Source organism: Bifidobacterium saimiriisciurei (genome assembly GCF_010667655.1).
GTDB lineage: Bacteria > Actinomycetota > Actinomycetes > Actinomycetales > Bifidobacteriaceae > Galliscardovia > Galliscardovia saimiriisciurei.
The window spans coordinates 65,456-85,237 of the sequence record NZ_WHZU01000005.1 but is presented as its reverse complement, the minus strand read 5'-3'; the positions used below and the strand labels follow the sequence as shown (position 1 = coordinate 85,237).

General features: G+C 64.1%; 14 protein-coding genes. 8 read left to right on the top strand and 6 right to left on the bottom strand.

Going from position 1 to position 19,782, the window contains the following annotated elements:
- Positions 1-83 precede the first annotated feature (83 nt).
- From GFD18_RS04275 to GFD18_RS04265, 3 genes are all read left to right on the top strand, one after another.
- Complete coding sequence (locus GFD18_RS04275; protein ID WP_163198261.1) at positions 84-1,124, top strand: 3-isopropylmalate dehydrogenase; 1,041 nt, start codon at positions 84-86, stop codon at positions 1,122-1,124.
- A 362-nt stretch (positions 1,125-1,486) separates the two neighbouring features.
- Positions 1,487-2,875 (top strand): lipoate--protein ligase family protein, encoded by a 1,389-nt coding sequence (locus tag GFD18_RS04270; RefSeq protein WP_225432885.1) that lies wholly within the window; start codon positions 1,487-1,489, stop codon positions 2,873-2,875.
- Positions 2,876-3,044: 169 nt separating this feature from the next.
- Positions 3,045-4,196, top strand: a complete 1,152-nt coding sequence (locus GFD18_RS04265) for a quinone-dependent dihydroorotate dehydrogenase (protein ID WP_163198259.1) — start codon at positions 3,045-3,047, stop codon at positions 4,194-4,196.
- Here the strand turns inward: GFD18_RS04265 and GFD18_RS04260 are convergent.
- The 3 genes from GFD18_RS04260 to GFD18_RS04250 all read right to left on the bottom strand — a co-directional run bounded on the left by GFD18_RS04260 (position 4,193) and on the right by GFD18_RS04250 (position 8,603).
- On the bottom strand, positions 4,193-5,314 hold the full coding sequence (locus GFD18_RS04260; protein ID WP_225432892.1) for an NADH:flavin oxidoreductase/NADH oxidase: 1,122 nt from the start codon (positions 5,312-5,314) through the stop codon (positions 4,193-4,195). The genes GFD18_RS04265 and GFD18_RS04260 overlap by 4 nt on opposite strands.
- Before the next feature lie 186 nt (positions 5,315-5,500).
- Positions 5,501-7,741 (bottom strand): transglycosylase domain-containing protein, encoded by a 2,241-nt coding sequence (locus GFD18_RS04255; protein ID WP_163198255.1) that lies wholly within the window; start codon positions 7,739-7,741, stop codon positions 5,501-5,503.
- A gap of 133 nt (positions 7,742-7,874) precedes the next feature.
- Entirely contained in the window at positions 7,875-8,603 is a 729-nt protein-coding gene (locus GFD18_RS04250; protein WP_318644314.1) for a Crp/Fnr family transcriptional regulator, read from the bottom strand.
- 446 nt (positions 8,604-9,049) lie between these two features.
- On the opposite strand from GFD18_RS04250, the gene GFD18_RS04245 reads away from it, so the two are divergent.
- From GFD18_RS04245 to galK, 4 genes are all read left to right on the top strand, one after another.
- Entirely contained in the window at positions 9,050-9,748 is a 699-nt protein-coding gene (locus tag GFD18_RS04245; RefSeq protein ID WP_225432891.1) for a polyprenol monophosphomannose synthase, read from the top strand.
- 37 nt (positions 9,749-9,785) lie between these two features.
- Positions 9,786-10,589: a DeoR/GlpR family DNA-binding transcription regulator gene (locus tag GFD18_RS04240; RefSeq protein ID WP_163198253.1), complete on the top strand. Its 804-nt coding sequence runs from the start codon at positions 9,786-9,788 to the stop codon at positions 10,587-10,589.
- Positions 10,590-10,591: 2 nt separating this feature from the next.
- Positions 10,592-11,839, top strand: a complete 1,248-nt coding sequence (gene galT / locus GFD18_RS04235; protein ID WP_163198251.1) for a galactose-1-phosphate uridylyltransferase — start codon at positions 10,592-10,594, stop codon at positions 11,837-11,839.
- A 290-nt stretch (positions 11,840-12,129) separates the two neighbouring features.
- A complete protein-coding gene (galK, locus tag GFD18_RS04230) occupies positions 12,130-13,377 on the top strand; it encodes a galactokinase (RefSeq protein WP_163198249.1) in 1,248 nt (415 codons plus the stop codon).
- A 338-nt stretch (positions 13,378-13,715) separates the two neighbouring features.
- Here galK and GFD18_RS04225 read toward each other — a convergent pair whose 3' ends face one another.
- Positions 13,716-14,186: an endonuclease domain-containing protein gene (locus GFD18_RS04225; protein ID WP_204313960.1), complete on the bottom strand. Its 471-nt coding sequence runs from the start codon at positions 14,184-14,186 to the stop codon at positions 13,716-13,718.
- A gap of 57 nt (positions 14,187-14,243) precedes the next feature.
- The gene (locus GFD18_RS04220) at positions 14,244-16,316 is read right to left on the bottom strand and encodes a DEAD/DEAH box helicase (RefSeq protein ID WP_318644313.1); all 2,073 of its coding nucleotides are present in this window, start codon (positions 16,314-16,316) and stop codon (positions 14,244-14,246) included.
- 485 nt (positions 16,317-16,801) lie between these two features.
- On the opposite strand from GFD18_RS04220, the gene GFD18_RS04215 reads away from it, so the two are divergent.
- Complete coding sequence (locus GFD18_RS04215; RefSeq protein WP_163198246.1) at positions 16,802-18,166, top strand: MATE family efflux transporter; 1,365 nt, start codon at positions 16,802-16,804, stop codon at positions 18,164-18,166.
- A 240-nt stretch (positions 18,167-18,406) separates the two neighbouring features.
- Here the strand turns inward: GFD18_RS04215 and GFD18_RS04210 are convergent, their stop codons facing one another.
- Entirely contained in the window at positions 18,407-19,771 is a 1,365-nt protein-coding gene (locus GFD18_RS04210) for a PFL family protein (protein ID WP_163198244.1), read from the bottom strand.
- Positions 19,772-19,782: the final 11 nt, after the last annotated feature.

The window sequence follows — 19,782 nt, the reverse complement described above, 5'->3', positions numbered from 1 at the left end:
CTTCCCGGAAAGGGGAGCCGGCATGTGTCCATAAGACGGAACGGCGGGATTGTTTCCGGACGGGCGCACCTACCCTGTTGGGTATGGCAAATGACATCAAGACATTGAACATCGCGGTCATCCCCGGCGATGGCATCGGCAAGGAAGTCACGCCCGTCGCCCAGGCCGTGCTGGAGAAGGCCTCCGAAGGCGTCGTGAACTTCAACTACACCAACTTCGAGCTCGGTGCCGAGCGCTACCTGCGTGACGGCGCCATCCTGCCCGACGACGAACTCGAGGAGATCAAGAAGCAGGACGCCATCCTGCTCGGCGCCGTCGGCGACCCGCGCATCAAGGCCGGCATCCTGGAACGCGGCCTGCTGCTCAAGCTGCGCTTCGCGCTTGACCAGTACGTGAACCTCCGCCCGACCAAGCTGTACAAGGGCGTCACCTCGCCGCTCGCCAACCCCGGCGACATCGACTTCGTCGTCGTGCGTGAAGGCACCGAGGGCCTGTACTGCGGCGCCGGCGGCGCCGTGCGCGTCGGCACGCCGAACGAGGTGGCCACCGAGGTCTCCATCAACACCGCCTACGGCGTCGAGCGCGTGGTGCGCTACGCCTTCGAGCTGGCCATGAAGCGCAAGAAGCACGTCACCCTCGTGCACAAGAAGAACGTGCTCGTCAACGCCGGCGACATGTGGCAGCGCATCGTCGACAAGGTCGGCGAGGAGTACCCGGAGGTCACGCACGACTACCTGCACATCGACGCGACCACCATCTTCCTGGTCTCCAACCCGAGCCGTTTCGACGTGATCCTCACCGACAACCTCTTCGGCGACATCATCACCGATGAGGCCGGTGCCGTGGTCGGCGGCGTGGGATACTCCGCCTCCGGCTGCATCAACGCCAGCAACGAATACCCGTCGATGTTCGAGCCGATCCACGGATCCGCCCCCGACATCGCCGGCAAGGGCATCGCCAACCCGACGGCCGCCGTGCTGTCCACCGCCATGCTGCTGCGTCACTTCGGCTACGACGAGATCGCCGAGCGCATCGACGCCGCCGTGGAGGCCGACATCGAGGAGCTCGGCTCCACGCAGCGCAGCACCGAACAGGTCGGCAAGGACATCCTCGCCCGCCTGTGAGCGTTGCAAGCCATGCAAGCCTTGTAGGCACTGCATCGTTGCGTCGCTCGCATCCAACAAAACCGCCTTGTGGAATATCTACGGGGCGGTTTCGTCGTATGTACGCGACGAACGGGACGCGAAGAGATGGTGCGGTTCCCATTCGTCGCGTATCGTGCAACGGATGGGAACCGAGGAATCCTTAAGATTCCTGTCCGTTGCGTGGGATTTGGCGAACAGGACGCAGGGGAGGGCTACGGTTCCTGTCTGTCATGTTTCGTGCAACGGATGGTAACCGGGGGAGTCGTGCGGTTCCCATCCGTCGTATGGGTACGACGAACCGGACTCGAGCGGCGGTAGACAGCGGCCGATACGGTGGCGGTATGGTCATACGCAACGTTGAATCCGAATCCGCCGTCATGGAGTCCGATGCCGTGGAACCCGATGCCGTGGAGTACGGCGCCGCGAGGTCCGCAGCCGGGCCGATGCAAACCGTCGGCCGTGGCGAATACAAGACGCCGAGCGGCAAACTTGTGGCGGTGTCCGTCCGATTGGGGAGCGGCAAACCGGCCGCCGGCGATGACGGGAACGGCGATGATGACATCATCGTGACGGAGGCCCATATCGACGGCGATTTCCTTATCGAGGAAACCGACGACACCGGCGTCGCCGATATGACATTGATAACCGGCATCGAACGGATTCTTGCCCGACGGCCGCTGCCGATCGACACAATGCGACTGCGTGATGTCATCGCCGCCGTCATCGCCGACCATACGAACGTACGATTGATCGGCACCACGACCGACGCCATCGCCACGGCCACGATGCGTGCCGTCGCCAATGCCCTCGGCCATGGCGCACGGGATAACGACGGCCGGTGGTCCGGTCAGACGGAAGAGAACCCGACCGCCAGGGAGATTCTCGACGGTCCGGGGAATGACGATTTCGCCAGACGATGGTCCGCTCTCGTCCCGTGCGTCGACGTCATCATCGACGCCGAACCCTATGACCCAGCCATGCAGATGGCGCTCGACGAGGTCATCGCGCGGCGCGTGGCCGCAGGCCAGCTGCCGCCGACGCTCAGATTCTGGCGGTGGGGGAGCGCGGCCGTCGTCATCGGCGCCTACCAGTCCGTGCGCAACGAGGTCGACGAACAGGCGGCGGCATCGGCCGGATTCACGGTGGTGCGCCGAGTGACCGGCGGAGGCGCCATGTTCGTCCGCCCCGACGAGACCATCACGTATTCGCTGTACGTTCCGTCCGGGTTCACGGCCGGCCTCGACGCCGCGGCATCCTACCGATTGTGCGATGCGTGGGCGTTCGACGCCCTGCACGCCATCGGCATCCCCGCCGTCCCGCAGCCGCTCAACGACATCGCCACGGTCGACGGCGGCAAGATCGGCGGCGCCGCCCAGCGCCGCTTCCCCGCGCCTCGGCGTGCCTCGGACGGCTCCCGCGGCCCCGGCTGCATCCTTCACCATGTCACCATGGCCTATGACATCGACGCCGAACTCATGACCCACGTGCTGCGCATATCCGGGGAGAAGCTCGTCGACAAGGCCGTATCCTCGGCGAAGAAACGCGTGACGCCGTTGCGCACGCTCACGGCATTGAGCCGTGAGGCCGTCGTCGAATCGATGCGGGACCACGCGCTCGCCGATATCTTCTCGTCCCGTCCGTCTGTTCTGTCGGCCGACGTCATCGACGAGGCACGGTTCCTGGCCGTCGACAAATACGAGACCCGGGAATGGACGTATCGCATCACCTGACCGGAATATCCACGAAACTTGGCCGAACCGTTCATAAGGACGTCGATTATGGGGCCCTTATAACGGATTCGACCAAGTTAGAGATTTCGTGACCGAATCAACCGACTTTCGTGACCGGATCTATCGGATTCCTTGGCGTCGGGCGGCGGAAGCGTGTAAAAAGGGACGTATGAGTTACGTGTCGCAGTCGCCAGTACAGAACGCCATCAACAAGGCCAGCACCGATCTGTTCACCTTCGCCTACCGGAACGTGGCGAAGAAGATGTTCTTCGCCATGCCGCCGGACAAGGCGCATGACGCGATGATTGCCGGCTGCGCCGCCGCCGGCCGGGTGAAGCCGCTGATGTGGATGCTGCGCGAGATGCTCGACTACACCGACCCCGCCCTGGAGACCGAGGTCATGGGCATCCGCTTCGACAACCCGTTCGGCCTTTCCGCCGGTCTCGACAAGAACTGCGACCTGCCGGCCGTGCTCGACGCCGCCGGATTCGGCTTCGAGACCGTCGGTTCGACGACCGCCCGTCCCTGCGCCGGCAACCCCCGCCCGTGGTTCCACCGCTTGCCCGACTACGGTTCGATGGTCGTGCACGCCGGCCTCGCCAACATCGGTTCCGACAAGGTCATCGCCCGCGCGGAGAAGGCCTATACGAACGCGAGGACCATGAGGATGTCCGTATCGATCGCCCGCACGAACGACAATCTCGTCGGCGACCTCGACGAGGGCATCGCCGACTACCGCACGTCGTTCGAACGCGCCGTGGGCCGTACGAACATGATCGAGATCAACGTCTCCTGCCCGAACACCATGGCCGGCGAGCCGTTCACCAGCGACCCGAACAACCTCGACCGTCTGTTTGCTGAACTCGACAAGGTCGACCGTCCGCAGCCGGTGCTCGTCAAGCTGCCGCTCAACAAGCCGTGGCCCGAATTCAAGGAGCTGCTCGACGTGCTGGCCGAACACAACGTGCAGGGCGTCTCCATCGCGAACCTGCAGAAGGACCGCACCGGCATGGACGACGTCCCCGCCGACTGGAAGGGCGGTCTCTCCGGTCTGCCGTGCCGCAAGCGCAGCGACGCCATGGTGGCGCAGACCTACCGCGAATACGGCGACCGGTTCGCCATCGCCGGCATCGGCGGCGTGTTCACGCCCAGGCAGGCGTATATGAAGATTCGCGCCGGCGCCTCGCTGGTCATGTTCATCTCGTCGCTGATGTACTGCGGCCCGCAGAACATCACCACGCTGAAGCGCGGACTGGTCGAGCTGCTCCACGAGGACGGCTTCGACAACGTCGCCGAAGCCGTCGGCGTGGACGTGCGCTAGAAGGCTCCGGCGACGTACTGGTCCGGATACGGCGCGTTCTCGTCGGGGATGCCGAGCTTGTAGGCGGCGCGCAGCGGCCAGTACGGGTTGCGCAGCGCCGCACGGCCGATCTCCACGGCGTCGGCGTCGCGCCGGCGGATGATCTTATCGGCCTGCTTGGCCTTGGTGATGAGTCCGACGGCCGTGGTGCGCACATCCGCGCGCTTGCGGATCTGCTGCGCGAACGGCACCTGGTATCCCGGTTCGACGGGAATCGTCACACCGGCGATGATGCCACCCGTCGAGACGTCGATCAGATCGACCCCATGGCCGCGCAGCACGCGCGCGGTCTCGATGGTCTGATCGAGGTCCCAGCCGCCGGCCGCCCAGTCCGTGGCGGAGATGCGCACCAGCAGCGGCATGGTGTCGGGGATGACGCTGCGTATCGCGTCGGTCACCTCGATGAGCAGACGCATGCGGCCGTCGAGGTCGCCACCGTATTCGTCGGTGCGTTCGTTGGTGAGCGGGTCGAGGAACTCGCTGATCAGATAGCCGTGGGCGGCATGGATTTCGATGGCCTGGAACCCCGCGCGTACGGCGCGTTCGGCGGCGGCCCGGAACTGGTCGACGATGCCGTGGATCTCATCGACGTTCAGCTCGTGGGGCGTGGCGTAGTCCCCGAACGGGATGGCGCTCGGCGCCACGGTCCGCCAGCCGCCGGCCTCGGCCGGAACGGTCTGGTCATGGTAGCCGATGGAGAACGAGCCGGTGGAGCCCTTACGTCCGGAATGGTTCAGCTGGATGGCGGGGACGGCGCCGGCCTGACGGATGCCGTCGACGATCCAGCTCCATGCGGCGACCTGGTCGTCGTTCCACAGGCCGACGTCGTTGGGGGAGATGCGGCCTTCGGGACTGACGGCCGTGGCTTCGGCGATGATCATGCCGAAGCCGCCCAGCGCACGCGAGACGTAATGCTGGTAGTGGAACGGCGTGGGCTTGCCGTCCCGCGCGAACACCGAATACGTGTCCATTGGCGGCAGCCATACACGGTTGCGAATCTCCAGACCGCGCAGCGTCAGCGGGTCGAACAGATGCGGTTTGACGGCCTTCGCCGTCTTCCTCTTTGTCGTAGTGGCCATTGCGGCGGTAGTCGGTTCCTTCTTCGCCATGATGATGTTCCTCCCACATGTCGGATACGGATGGTTCATGGCATTCGCGGCGGACGGACGCCATAACGCAGAACAGGCGTAGAGGTTATCCCCCTACGCCTGTTCTACCACATGACGCCGGCCGTCCGGCCGCCATCATGCCTTGACCCGCTTGGCTTACTGGCCCTCGTTGGTCGTGCCCTCGGTGCCGGTGCCCGTTCCGGTGCCCGTGGAACCGGTGGTTCCGCCAGTCGTGCCCGCCGTGCCGCCGGTGGTTCCCGACGTGCCCGATTCGCTGCCGCTGGTCGTGCCGGAGCTTGCCGAACCGCCGGTCTCGTCGGAAAGGCCATAGCTGTTGTCGGCGGGAATCTTCGCCGACGAGATGTAGCCCTCCATGAACTGCTTCCACGTCGGCAGTGCGATGTCGGAACCGTACCAGGTGGAGCGGTAGACGCCGTTGATGGTGCCGTACAGGTTCTGGCCCGAGTTCTCCGCGTTGGTGATGATGGCGAAGGCCGCCACCTGCGGGATGAAGCCGGACGTGGCCAGTGCGTTCTGTTCGCTCGTACCGGTCTTGGCGTAGGTGCGGCGTCCGTCGCTCAGCTGGGCGTCCTTGGCGATACCCTGCGTGACGTTGAGGTTCATCGCGTAGGCGGTGCTGTGCGCGATCTCCTTGGAGATGGCCTGATGGCAGTTGGCGCTGGGCACCTCGTAGTTCTTGCCGGAGGCGCTGGTCATCTTGGTGATGGCGATGGGGGTGCACTCCACGCCGTTGCCGGCGATGGTGGCGTAGATATTCGCCATGGTCAGCGGCGAGGCCGGCATGGTGCCGATCACCATGGACGGCGACAGCTTGCCGATGGCCTGGCCGTCGGGACGATGGTAGCCAAGCGTCTTGGCCATGTCGGCGATGGCGTTCAGGCCGATGATCTGCGCCATGGACGCCTGCGTGGTGTTATGCGACTGGTTGAGTGCCTGCAGCGGGGTCTCGGGGCTTACCGTGCCACCGCCGGAGTTCTGCAGCTCCCAGACCTCGGAGGCTCGGCCGGCGCCGGGGAACGACGACACCGGATAGCTCGTGTACGTGGCCAGCGACTCGTTCATGGAATGCCCGGCCTTGAGCCATGCCGCGAAGTTGATGGGCTTCCACGTGGAACCGACCTGGAAGCCGCTGCCGCCGCCGTCCGCGCGGTCCACGGCGTAGTTCACCGAGGTCTTTGTGGTGTTCGGGGCGCCGGCGACGTCGTAGATACGGTTCTGCGCCAGGGCCAGCACCTCGCCGGTGCCGGGCTTCACGGCGGCGATGATGTTCTCATAGCCGCTCGGGTCATTGACGGGAAGGTTGTCGGTGACGGCCTTCCACGCCGAGTTCTGCGCGTTCACGTCAAGCGTGGTGTAGATGTTGAGGCCGCCCTGCTTGATGAGCTTCTTGCGGTCGTCCAGCGTCTTGCCGAACTTCGGGGAGTTCTCGATCTGATGCAGCGCGTAGTCGCAGAAGTACGCGGCGTTGCCGGCCGACTGGCAGCCCACGGCCACGGTCTTGCGGTGCAGCGTCTTCTCGATCGGGATCTTCTTCGCCTCGTCGGTCTTCGACTTGTCGACGAAACCCCACTCGCTCATGAGGTCCAGCGTGATGTTGCGCTGCTTCTCGGCCTCGTCCGGGTTGACGGTCGGGTCGTAGCTCGTCGGGTTCTTCGTGATGGCGGCGATCGTCGCGGCCTCGACGAGGTTGAGGTCCTTGGCGCTCTTGGAGAAGTAGCGCTGCGCGGCGGTCTCCACGCCGTACGTGTTCTTGCCGAACTGGGCGATGTTGAGGTAGCCCTGCAGGATCTCGGCCTTGCTGTAGTTCTTCTCCAGCTCCACGGCGATGAGCATCTCGCGCAGCTTGCGGGCGATGGTCTCCTCCTGCGCATGGTAGGCGGCGATCGGGTCGTCCTTCTCCAGCGACTGGTCGATGAGGATGTTCTTCACGTACTGCTGGGTGAGGGTCGAACCGCCCTGGGTGTCGCCCTTCTTGATGTACGTCTGCACGAAGGCTCGTGCGATGCCCTGCGGATCGATGCCGGTATGCTCGAAGAATCGGTGGTCCTCACGGGCGACGACCGCCTTCTGCATGTAGTCGGAGATGTTCTTCAGCGGAACGATGATGCGGTTCTGCTCGTAGAACGTGGCGATGACGGTCTTGCCGTCGCGCGCGTACATACGTGACTGCTGCGGCAGGTCGGCCAGCTCGAAGTCGATGTCTTCGGCCTTCAGCTGTGCGGTGAGGCTCTGGGCCACGGTGTTGGCGCCGAACACTGCGGGAAGCAGGAATCCCGACGCGACCACGCCACCGGTGACGCAGAACATAATATAGGCAAGGATCAGCGTGAATACACGACGTGCTGTCTTTGGTTTCTTTTCGGGCATGCTGCCCATTGTAAAATGCCGACTCTACCTTTTACCGCTGGGCATGCAATCTCCACAGCACTGCCATTCCATGGGGATTCGCTGGGAATTCCATGGAGGCGGCGGGGCCGAAATGCTGCGGCTCCGCCGCGTGGCACATCATTTATTGGTGTGCGCGACGGATGAGCTTTCCAGGTTGGTAGATGATGATGGTGCGGCCCTTGCGGGAGATCCAGCCGCGCTGGGTGAACTCCATCAGCGCCTTGTTCACGGTCTCGCGCGAGGCGCCGACCAGCTGGGCCATCTCCTCCTGCGTCAGGTCGTGCGGCACCACGAGGCCGTCCTCGCTCGGCTCGCCGAACCGCTGCGCCAGGTCGATGAGCGTCTTCGCGAGACGTCCGGGGACGTCGGCGAACACGAGGTCGGTGATGCGCTCGTTGTTGAGCCGGGCGCGGTTGCCCATCACCTGCAGCATGTCGATGGCCACGCGCGGATGCTCGTCCAGCCATGCGAAGATGGCGCTGCGCTCCAGCGAGGAGACGACGGTGCCGTTGGTCATCACGATGGCGGACGCGGTACGCGGGCCGCCGGTCGGGTCGAACACGGGAATCTCGCCGAGCACCTCGCCGCGGCCGTGGATGCTCAGCAGATGGATGCGATGGTCGCTGGATTCGCGAATCAGCTTGACCCGTCCGGTCTCCAACAGATACAGACGGTGGTCGGTATCGCCCTCGCGGAAGATCGTGTCGCCCTTCACGCAATACCGGCGCTGAAGATGGGGTAGCAGCAAGTCGGCTTCCTCAGGACGCACCTGCTTGAAGAGGGCGGTGTGCAGAAGAGCGTCGCGTTGATCCTCCAACTCATTGGCTTCGTGGATCACTAGGGTCCTCACCTCCGTGCTTCGTTGTCCCTGGACAGAAATCGACACCTAGAGTGTCTAGTTTAGCGCGGGGTTCATGATACGCGTGCGAAAATGTGAAGCGTCACAACGACGGGCGTCGCGAGTCGTCGTCGGCTGCGTGTCGTGAATCCGGTTGTTCCGTAGGGAAACGGCGGATGGCGGCGGCGGGCGTGTGCCGCGAAAAAAATTGGAAACCGATACACTGTCGTGTCGTCGGCGAATGTGTGATGCTTGAATGCCGGACGGTCTCGACGGATGATGAAAGGACGTGCGCAGTGGCGGACGCGAACAGTACGGTGGATGCGGATACGACGTCGAATGTCGCGACGTCGGACGTGACGAAGACGGACATGGCGGCGAACGGCGTGGGGGCCGCGAAGACGAACGGGACGGCCGGCGCCGCGGCATGGCCGGCGTCGCCGTCCGTTCTGGTGGTGATGCCGACCTATAACGAACGGGAGAACCTCGAGACGACCGTCGGCGGGGTGTTCAGGCACTGCCCGCAGGTGCATGTGCTGGTCGTCGACGACAATTCTCCCGACGGCACGGGGCGGCTGGCCGATGCGATGGCCGAGGGGGACGGCCGCGTCCATGTGCTGCATCGCAGGGAGAAGAACGGTCTTGGGCCGGCGTATCTGGCCGGTTTCACCTGGGCGCTCGACCATGGCTACGACGTGATCTGCGAGATGGACATGGACGGCTCGCATCGTCCTCGGGATCTGGCGCGGCTGGTGGCGCTGTCGTGCCGCGAGCCGGACGTCGACCTGGTCATCGGCTCGCGTCGCGTGCCCGGCGGGAGGATGGAGAACTGGCCGTGGTATCGCGACCTCATCTCCCGGGGTGGTTCGTGGTACGCGCGCACGATGCTGGGCATCCGCGTGTTCGATATGACCGCCGGGTTCCGCGCCTATCATGCGTCGATGCTGCGCCGCATCGACTTCGCCGACGTCGAATCGGGCGGATACGTGTTCCAGATCGACATGACGAGGCATGTCGTCGCGGCGGGCGGCGTGATCCGCGAGCTGCCCATCACGTTCGTGCAGCGTGCCCGCGGGGTGTCGAAGATGAGTTCGGCGATCGTGGTGGAGGCCATGGCGCGGGTGACGCAATGGGGAATACGCCGCATGTTCATTTGATTTTACTTTTTGAGTAGTTGTGTGCGATAATGTTACTATGATTTCCTCACAACGACAGCATGTGATATTGAGTAGGCTCCGCACCCGCGGGGCCGTACGCATTACCGCACTGAGCAAGGAACTCGGCGTCTCATCAATGACGATCCGTCGAGATATTGCGGAGCTGGCGGATAAAGGTCTGCTCAAGCGCGTTCACGGCGGTGCGGTGACGACCAGCACACTGCTTGCGGAACCGCTGTTCTCCGTGAAATCGCAAATGGACATCGGCCTCAAGGACGCCATCGCGCGCAGTGCCATCAACTACGTCTCCCCGGGCGACGTGATCGCCATCGGCGGCGGCACGACCGCCTACGTGTTCGCCCAGCATCTGCTGGAAAGCGAGAACTCGTCGGGCATCACCATCCTCACCAACTCCATCCCCGTGGCCGAGCTCGTGCAGGCCATGGAGAACAAGGACGCCGAGGTCATCGTCACCGGCGGCGTGCTCACCCGTTCGAACTCGCTGGTCGGCCCCATCGCCGACAAGGTGATCTCGTCGCTGCGCGTCAACACGCTGTTCCTCGGCACACACTCCGTGTCGATGCCCAGGGGCTTCCTGACGCCGAACTCGCTCGAATCGGCCACCGACGCGGCGCTCATCAACATCGCCGACCGCAAGATCGTGCTGGCCGACCACACCAAGTGGGACAACACGTCGCTCTCCATGTTCGCGAGCTTCGATTCCATCGACGTGCTCATCACCGATGACGGGCTGAGCCGCGAATACGCCGAACAGGCGAAGGATCTGGTGAAACAACTCGTCCTGGCCTCCCAGGGCGACACCGACAAGGAAAGAGAATAGCAATGGCTGAATTCACCCAGTATGTGCCCGGAGACTATGCAAAGGAGCATATCCGCATCACGCCGACGAAGCTTGCCGACGGACGTGACTTCTTCTATCTCGACGACGACCCGGAATACGTCTCCGGTGCCAAGACCCGCGAGCTCAACGACCCGCGTCCGCTGGCCTACCGCTTCAGCAACCAGCTGAACGCCGCCGGCGAGGAGGTGCCGTACGCCGCCCCCGAGATGCGCCGCGATCCGCTGACCGGCGACTGGATCCCCATGGCCACCGCGCGTATGAACCGTCCGATCACCGCCGGCCCCGGCGCCACCGCCAAGGGCAACCCGCTGGCCGCGCGCAAGCCCGGCGACCCGTATCAGGACGGCGAGGTGCCCGACACCGACTACAACGTCGTCGTGTTCGAGAACCGCTTTCCCTCCATGGTGCGCGTGCCCGGCCGCTCCGAGGACGTGACCTACGTGGACGGCAACCCGCTGTGGGAGAAGAAGATGGCGGCCGGCCGCTGCGAGGTCATCTGCTTCGACCCGAACGAGCACGGCCTGCCCGCCGACCTGCCGGTCTCGCGACTGCGCACGGTCGTGGAGGCGTGGGCGTTCCGCACCGCCGAGATCTCCGCCATGGACGGCATCGAGCAGATCTTCCCGTTCGAGAACCACGGCCAGGAGATCGGAGTCTCGCTGGCCCACCCGCACGGCCAGGTGTACTGCTACCCGTTCATCGCGCCGAAGATGGAGGCCGAGCTCAAGCACACCGAGGCGTACTTCGAGAAAACCGGCGGCAACCTGCTCAAGGACCTCATGAACGCCGAGCTGGACGCCAAGGAGCGCGTGGTCATGCGCAACCACAGCTGGGTGGCCTACGTGCCGGCCGCGGCCCGCTGGCCATTGGAGGTGCATGTGGCGCCGGTGCGCGACGTGCTCACGCTCGACGAGCTCAACGACCAGGAGCGCTGGGACCTCGCCCAGATGTACTCCACGCTTCTGAAGCGCGGCAACGCGTTCTTCGACAAGGGCGACGGCAAGGGCATGGACCTGCCGTACATCGCCGCGTGGCATCAGGCCCCGGTGCACGACCCGCGCCGCGCGCACTACCGTCTGAACCTGCAGTTCTTCTCGTTCCGCCGCGCCGCGAACAAGATCAAGTACCTCGCCGGCTCCGAATCGGGCATGGCCGCATGGATCTCCGACACCACGCCGGAGCTCATCGCCAAGCGGTTCCATGAGCTCGGCCCCATCGACATCGCATAGTCATCGTTCGCACGCGTCGGCCGACGCTTGGGAGATGTTCTGGCTCCCCTCATGATCGAGGGGAGCCGTCCGGCATGGCCGGACTGAGGGGGAGTCGGTTCGATGCTTCGTCGGTCTCTGGCGAATCACGCGCCGTGGATTGCGGTTTTACGGCTATTGTGACTATACTTGTTCATTAAGCGAACAAAACTTAACATACCTAAACAAAATCTGTTCGAGAACGGTATGGTGCATTGCCGGCGAACACCATATGCTCGGGTATGGCGGCCATGCTGCAAGGAAGGAGAATCATGGCTCAGGTAGAATTCATCGCTCCGATCGAGGCGGACGAGGGTGTTGCGCGCGTTACGGAACTGTTCGAGAAAACATACGGTGAGAAGCCCGAAGGCGTGTGGAGCGCCCCCGGACGTGTGAACCTCATCGGCGAGCATACGGACTACAACGCCGGCCTGTGTCTGCCGATCGCGCTGCCGCACCGCACGTACATCGCGCTGAAGCCGCGTACCGACACGACCGCGCGCGTGGTCTCCGAAATCAGCCCCGACGAAGTGACGACCGCCGAACTCGACGGGCTCGAGGCGCGCGGCGTCGACGGCTGGGGCGCCTACCCGATCGGCGTGGCCTGGGCGCTGCGTGAGAAGGGCTTCAACGTGCGTGGCTTCGATGCCGCGTTCGTCTCCTGCGTGCCGCTCGGTTCCGGCCTGAGCTCGTCCGCCGCCATGACCTGCTCCACCGCCCTGGCCCTGGACGACGTGTACGGCCTCGGCTACGGCCAGTCCGATGCCGGTCGCGTGACGCTCATCAACGCCGCCATCAGGTCGGAGAACGAGATGGCCGGCGCCTCCACCGGCGGACTCGACCAGAACGCGTCCATGCGCTGCGAGGAGAACAAGGCGCTGCTGCTCGACTGCCGTCCCGAGCTCACGCCGCTGGAGAACGTCTCGCAGCAGGCGTTCGACCTGAAGGCCAACAAGCTCGAACTGCTGGCGCTCGACACGCAGGCGCCGCATCAGCTCAACGACGGCCAGTACGCCGAGCGCCGCGCCACGTGCGAGAAGGCCGCCGAGATTCTCAAGGTGCCGAACCTGCGCTACTGCGCCGACGGCATCATGAAGGCCGGCGACCCGTTCCAGGCGCTCAAGGAGACGCTGGACGCCCTGCCGGACGAAATCATGAAGAAGCGCGTGCGCCACGTCGTCACCGAGATCGAGCGTGTGCGCAGCTTCGTGCACGCGTTCGCCGACAACGACATCGAGGAGGCCGGCCGCCTGTTCAACGCCTCGCATGATTCACTGGCCGTCGATTACGAGGTGACCGTGCCCGAGCTTGACGTGGCCGTCGACGTGGCCCGCCGCAACGGCGCCTACGGCGCCCGCATGACCGGTGGCGGCTTCGGCGGCTCCATCATCGCGTTGGTCGACGAGGGAAAGAGCGAGGAGATCGCGCAGAAGATCGCCGACGAATTCGCCCGCCGCGGCTTCCACGCCCCGCGCGCAATGGCCGCAGTGGCCAGTTCGTCCGCGTCGCGCAACGCCTGATTAGAGCGCTACGACGGTAAGCATGGGCTGCACAGTCCGGTGGACTGTGCAGGGCCGCTGCGGAGAGGTTGTCTTTCCCGCGAAAGGCAACCTCCAAGGTTGAGTCGGCCTTTCAGGCCGTCCATGATTGCGGGACCGCAGTGGCCAGTTCGTCAGCCAGTCGTAACGCCTGATTCGCGCTGAACCGGGGTCAACTCCCCTCAGTCCGCTTCGCGGACAGCTCCCCTCAATCATGAGGGGAGCCGGGTGTCTGAGACGTGTCATCTCGTTGGCTCCCCTCGAAGATCGAGGGGAGCTGTCAGGCGTAGCCTGACTGAGGGGAGTTGATTCCGAAGTGGCTAGTGTTTCCTTCGTCGTTCGAGTTCTCGGCCAATCACTGCGCATACACCTTCAAAATTCCTGTCGATGTCGATATTGGTGAAGCGCAGGACCGTAAAATCCTTGGCGTTCAGAAACGCCGTTCGTTCTTGGTCATACGTCTGTTGCTCGGCCGTGTAATGTCCGCCCCCATCAAGTTCGATTACCAGCTTGGCGTCGTTGCAGCTGAAATCAACGATATAAGGCCCGATTGGTTTTTGTCTCCGAAAATGTTCGGGACGGTTACGTAAATATCCATGCCAAAGTTTGCGTTCCCATGGTGTCATGGCCTTACGAAGATTTCGGGCTTTTGCGACATTGCGTTTGTCATAGGCAGGCATGAAAACGAGTGTAGGGGAGTGCAGGGCATTTGCCGCATCGATGCTGTGTCGCGGGCCAACTCCCCTCAGTCCGCTTCGCGGACAGCTCCCCTCAATCTTGAGGGGAGCCAATACGAAGATCCGTTAATCGTTTCCCCTCAATCTTGAGGGGAAACGACGGCGATGCCGTCAGCGGTAGGAGTGCTGACGACGCTTGTCGGCGAAGGAGCCGCGGCGGTTGCCGCGGTCGTTCCGCTCGAAGCGGTCACGGCGGTTGCCGCGGTTGGAGCGGCCGTTCCCGCGGGAGTCCTTCTTCTCGAAACGGTTCCTACGGAACTCGTCGCGCTCGAAACGGTCCGAGCGCTCGAAACGGTCGGAATCGTTGCGGTCGAAACGGTCGCGCTTGGTGGAACGGTGATGCTTGCCGTAGCCGTCCTTCTTGGCGAAGCGCTCGGAGCGTCCGCGGCCGCCACGTTCGAAGCGGCCGTCATCGCCGAAGCGATCATGCCCGAAACGGTCGTCGCCGCGCTTGCCGTCGAACCGGTCGTCACGGTCGAAGCGCTTCCTCTTGTTGAAGCGGTCAGACCTGTCGAAGCGGCCGCCACGTTCGAAGCGGTCGGACCTGTCGAACCCGTCCTTCTTCTCGAAGCGGTTGCGACGGAACTCGCCGTTCTCGAAACGCTCGAAATCTCGTTCGGGACGGTTGCGGTCGGAACGTCCGTAGCCGGAGCGGTCCTTTTCGAATTTATCGAATTTATCGAACCGGTCGTGCTTGAAATCCTTGCGGCCGGCACGACGGTCATCGCGTTCGAAGCGGTCGCGCTTGAAGCTCCTGCGCTCGCCGCGGCGTGCATCGCGATCGCCACGGCGACGCTCGCCTCGACCGCCACGGGAGTCCTCGCGCTGCGGCCTGCGCTTCTTCGGCTGCAGCATCGGCAGCTCCCAGCCCTCGACCAGCGGAGCCTTCTCGCCGACCAGCTCGAGCACCTCGGGGGAGTCGGCCGTCACGCGGATGAACTTGCAGTCGATGCCGGCGCGGCGCAGCATGCGAGCCGTGCCACGACGCTGATGCGAGGTCACCAGCGTCACCACGTCGCCGTTCTTGCCGGCGCGCGCGGTACGGCCGGAACGGTGCAGGAACGACTTCGGGTCGCGCGGCGGATCGATCTGCACGACCAGCTCCACGCCGCTGATGTCCATGCCGCGGGCCGCCACGTCGGTGGCCACCATCACATGCACCTCGCCCGAACGGAACGCCTGCATGTTGCGTTCGCGCAGGCTCTGCGAAAGATCGCCCTGCAGCTCGGCGGTCGGGATGCCGGCCGCAATGAGCCGCGCCGTCAGCTCGGTGGCGAAGTTCTTCGTACGGGTGAACATGATGCGCTTGCCCTTGCCCGATGCCAGCGCCTCGACCACGCCCGGCTTGTCCTTCGCGGAGACCTGGAACACATGCTGCGTCATGGTCTCCACCTGCGCGGTGGCGGAATCGATCTCATGCACCTTCGGCTCGTGCAGGAAGCGCTTGACCAGGGAATCGATGTCGTGGTCGAGCGTGGCCGAGAACAGCATGTGCTGGCAGTTTTCCGGCACCTGCTCGAGCAGCCTGGTCACCTCGGGCAGGAAGCCCATGTCGGCCATCTCGTCGGCCTCGTCGATCACCACGACCTCCACGTCGTCAAGACGGCAGCGGTGCTGGTTGATGAGATCCTGCAGACGGCCGGGGCAGGCCACGACGATGTCGGCGCCGCGACGCAGGTCGTTGACCTGACGATTCTGCCGCACGCCGCCGTAGATGGTGGTCGTGCGCATATGACGGGCGTGCGCCAGCGGCATCAGCACCTCGTCGATCTGGTTGACGAGCTCGCGGGTCGGGGCCAGCACCAGCGCGCGCGGGCGCGTCGGCACGGCGCGCTCCGAGATGCGCGAGACCAGCGGAATGGAGAATGCGAGCGTCTTGCCGGAGCCGGTCGCGCCGCGGCCGAGGATATCGCGGCCGTTGAGCGAATCCGGCAGCGTATCGGCCTGGATCGGGAACGCATGGGTCTTGTCGTCATCCGCGAGCGCGCGGACGATCGGCTTCGGCACGCCAAGCTCATAGAACGTGGGTTGGCGGGTTTCGGTGGTTTCTTCGATGGCTTCGCTGATGCCGTTGGATTCGGCCGTGGCCTTGTTCGTTTCGGTTGTCGTCGTTTCGGTGACTGCGGTTTCGGTGGTCGTCGTTTCGTCGGTCATGCCGTCGATGGGCATATTGATATCGGACACTATTGCCTTTCGGAACGTCAAGAAAGCGTTGTTGAATACACGGCGGGCATACTGCTCCCGCCCCTGTTTATCGCGATTCAAAAGCATACGTACGATCGCGATACATGGTTCGGCCTCATGCGCGCGGAAACGCCGCATACCTCCCTGCGAGGGGAAGCGGCCGACTGGATGTGCCCCGATGATGAATCATGCTTGTATGGTGAGCGACGCCGGGTGCTTTCTTCCGTATCCCGGCCAAGGAAACATTGTACGCCATGCCGCCCGACGCGGCGCGTTGCGCGAATGCGACGATGCGTGCACGAATCGACCGATGCCACTATTTCGGGGCAAACGTGGCAATCGTCGGCAATCCCCAGCGTTCCGCAGGCCCGCGGGGCATAGGATACCGATGAAACATCGAACGGCTGGAAAACCAAACGGTCGGAAACCGAACGAGTGCAGAACGGACGGCCGGCGCATCAAACGGCCGGAACAGGGAAGTGACCATGGCGACAATCGATATGACGACGGGCAGGCCCACGCCTCATCTCATGAACTACGCGGTGCCGCTGGTGCTGACCAACGTGTTCCAGCTGTCGTACAACGCCCTCGACGCCATCATCGTCGGCCGGTTCATCGGCAAGGAGGCGCTCGCCGCCACCGGCATGGCGAGCCCGGTCATGAACCTGCTGATCCTCGGCATCTCCGGTCTGACGATGGGCGCCGGCGTGCTGATGAGCGAATACTTCGGCGCCCGGGATTTCGGTCGCATGCGTCGCGAGATGTCGACGACGATACTCTCCGGCCTGATATTGTCGGTGGCCGTCGCCGCGCTGGGATTCGCGTTCACGACGCCCCTGCTGCGCGTATTGAACGTCCCTGCGGAGGCGTTCGCGCAGACGCTTGTCTATCTGCGCATCACGTTCATCGGAGTGCCGTTCACATATTGCTACAACGCGCTCGCCGCCGCGCTGAAAAGCGCCGGCGACTCGAAGACCCCGCTGATATTCCTGAGCATCGCGCTGGTGGTCAACGGTCTGCTCGACGTCGTATGCATCGGATTCCTCGGCTTCGGCATCGACTGGGCCGCCACGACCGACGTCATCGCGCAGGCGCTCGCCATGACGATGACCGGCGTCTACATGGTCCTGAGGATGCCCGACTTCCGCCTGCGTCGCGGCGAATTCGGCATCGATATGTCGCTGTTGCGCAAGACATGGGAATATGGCTCGGTTACGGCGTTGCAGCAGTCGATCCAGCCGATCGCCAAGCTGCTGATCCAGGGCGCGGTCAATTCGCTGGGCGTGGATGTGATCGCCGCGTTCAACGCCGTCACCCGCGTGGATGATTTCGCGTTCACGCCGCAGCAGAGCATCTCGCACGGCATCACCACGTATGTGGCGCAGAACCGCGGCGCCGGCAAGACCGGGCGCATCCGGCCGGGATTCCGCGCGGGACTGCGTCTGGAATTTCTCTATTGGATTCTCATCGGCGTCGTGGTGCTGCTGTTGCACCGGCCGATCATGCAGCTGTTCGTCACCGCAGATCAGACGCGCGTGGTCGATCTTGGCAGCCAGTATCTGACGACGATGGCGTTGTTCTATATCTTCCCCTCGTTCACGAACGGCATCCAGGGGTTCTTCCGTGGCATGGGGAACATGTCGGTCACGCTGATCTCCACGTTCATCCAGGCGTCGCTGCGTGCGGTGTTCACGTGGCTGCTCATCGGTTCGCTGGGCATGTACGGCATCAGTTTCGCCTGCGCGATCGGCTGGAGCGCCATGCTGCTGTTCGAGGTGCCGTACTACTTCGTGTATATGCGCAGGCGTGGTTTCTTCGGTGCCGCGTCGGACGGGACCCGCGACGCGTGAGCGAGACCGTTCGCGAATTCGTCCTTCGTTCGTGATTTCCGTATGCGTTTTCCGTTCGTGAATCGGCCGATACGGCCGTAATCGTCGATTCGTGCGCACGAAAAAGGGGCGGTATCCGGAACATGGATACCGCCCCTGCGGCGTATTTATGCCGCTCCTTCGACGTGCCGCGTCCTCGGCGTGAGGAGTACGGTGCGAGACGTGCGCCTGCGACACGAGACGCACGCCGTCGGAAGAGGCCTAGTTCTTGAAGCTGTGGATCGGGGCGGGGATGCGACCGCCGCGGGTCACGAACGCCTCGCAGCTCGTCTGGTTGACGGGCATGATCGGCGCGTAGCCCATCAGGCCGCCGAAGTTCGCCATCTCGCCCACGCCCTTGCCGGCCACCGGAATCACGCGGACGGCCGTGGTCTTCTGGTTCACCATGCCGATGGCCGCCTCGTCGGCGATCATGCCGGAGATCGTGGCCGCGGACGTGTCGCCGGGGATGGCGATCATGTCGAGACCGACCGAGCACACGCAGGTCATCGCCTCGAGCTTCTCCATCGTCAGGCAGCCGGACGCGGCGGCGTCGATCATGTTCTTGTCCTCGGAAACGGGGATGAACGCGCCCGAAAGACCGCCGACGTAGGACGACGCCATGATGCCGCCCTTCTTCACCTGGTCGTTGAGCATGGCCAGCGCGGCCGTCGTACCCGGCGCGCCCACCTGTTCGAGGCCGATCTTCTCCAGCACCTCGCCGACCGAATCGCCCACGGCCGGCGTCGGGGCCAGCGACAGGTCGATGATGCCGAACGGGATGCCGAGACGGCGCGACGCCTCCTGTGCCACCAGCTGGCCCACGCGCGTGATCTTGAACGCGGTGCGCTTGATGGTCTCGCACAGGAACTCGAAGTCCTTGCCCTTGGCGGCGTCGAGCGCACGGGAGACCACGCCCGGGCCGGAGACGCCCACGTTGATGACGGCGTCGCCCTCGGTCACGCCATGGAATCCGCCGGCCATGAACGGGTTGTCGTCCGGCACGTTGCAGAACGCCACGAACTTCACGCAGCCGTAGGAATCGTTGTCCTTCGTGAGCTCGGCCGTGTCCTTGATGATGTGGCCGAGCAGTTCGACCGCGTTCATGTCGATGCCGGTCTTCGTGGAGCCGACGTTCACCGACGAGCAGACCAGGTCGGTTTCGGCCAGCGCCTTGGGCAGCGACTTGATGAGCAGCTCCTCGGCCGGGGTCATGGCCTTCGAGACCAGCGCCGAATAGCCGCCGATCAGATCGACGCCGACCTTCTTCGCCGCGTCGTCGAGCGCGTGCGCGATCTTGACGAAATCGTCGCTCGTCTTGCACGAGCTGGCGCCGACCAGCGAGATCGGCGTGACGGTGATGCGCTTGTTGACGATCGGGATGCCGTAGTCGCGGGCTATCTCCTCGCCGGTCCTCACCAGGTCCTTGGCGTACGACGTGATCTTGTCGTAGATGTTGTCGCAGACGGTGTCCACGTCGGCGGCCGCACAGTCGAGCAGGCTGATGCCCATCGTGATCGTGCGCACATCGAGCTTCTCCTGCTCGATCATCTGATTGGTCTCGTGGACCTCCATGATATTCAGCATGGTGTTTTCTC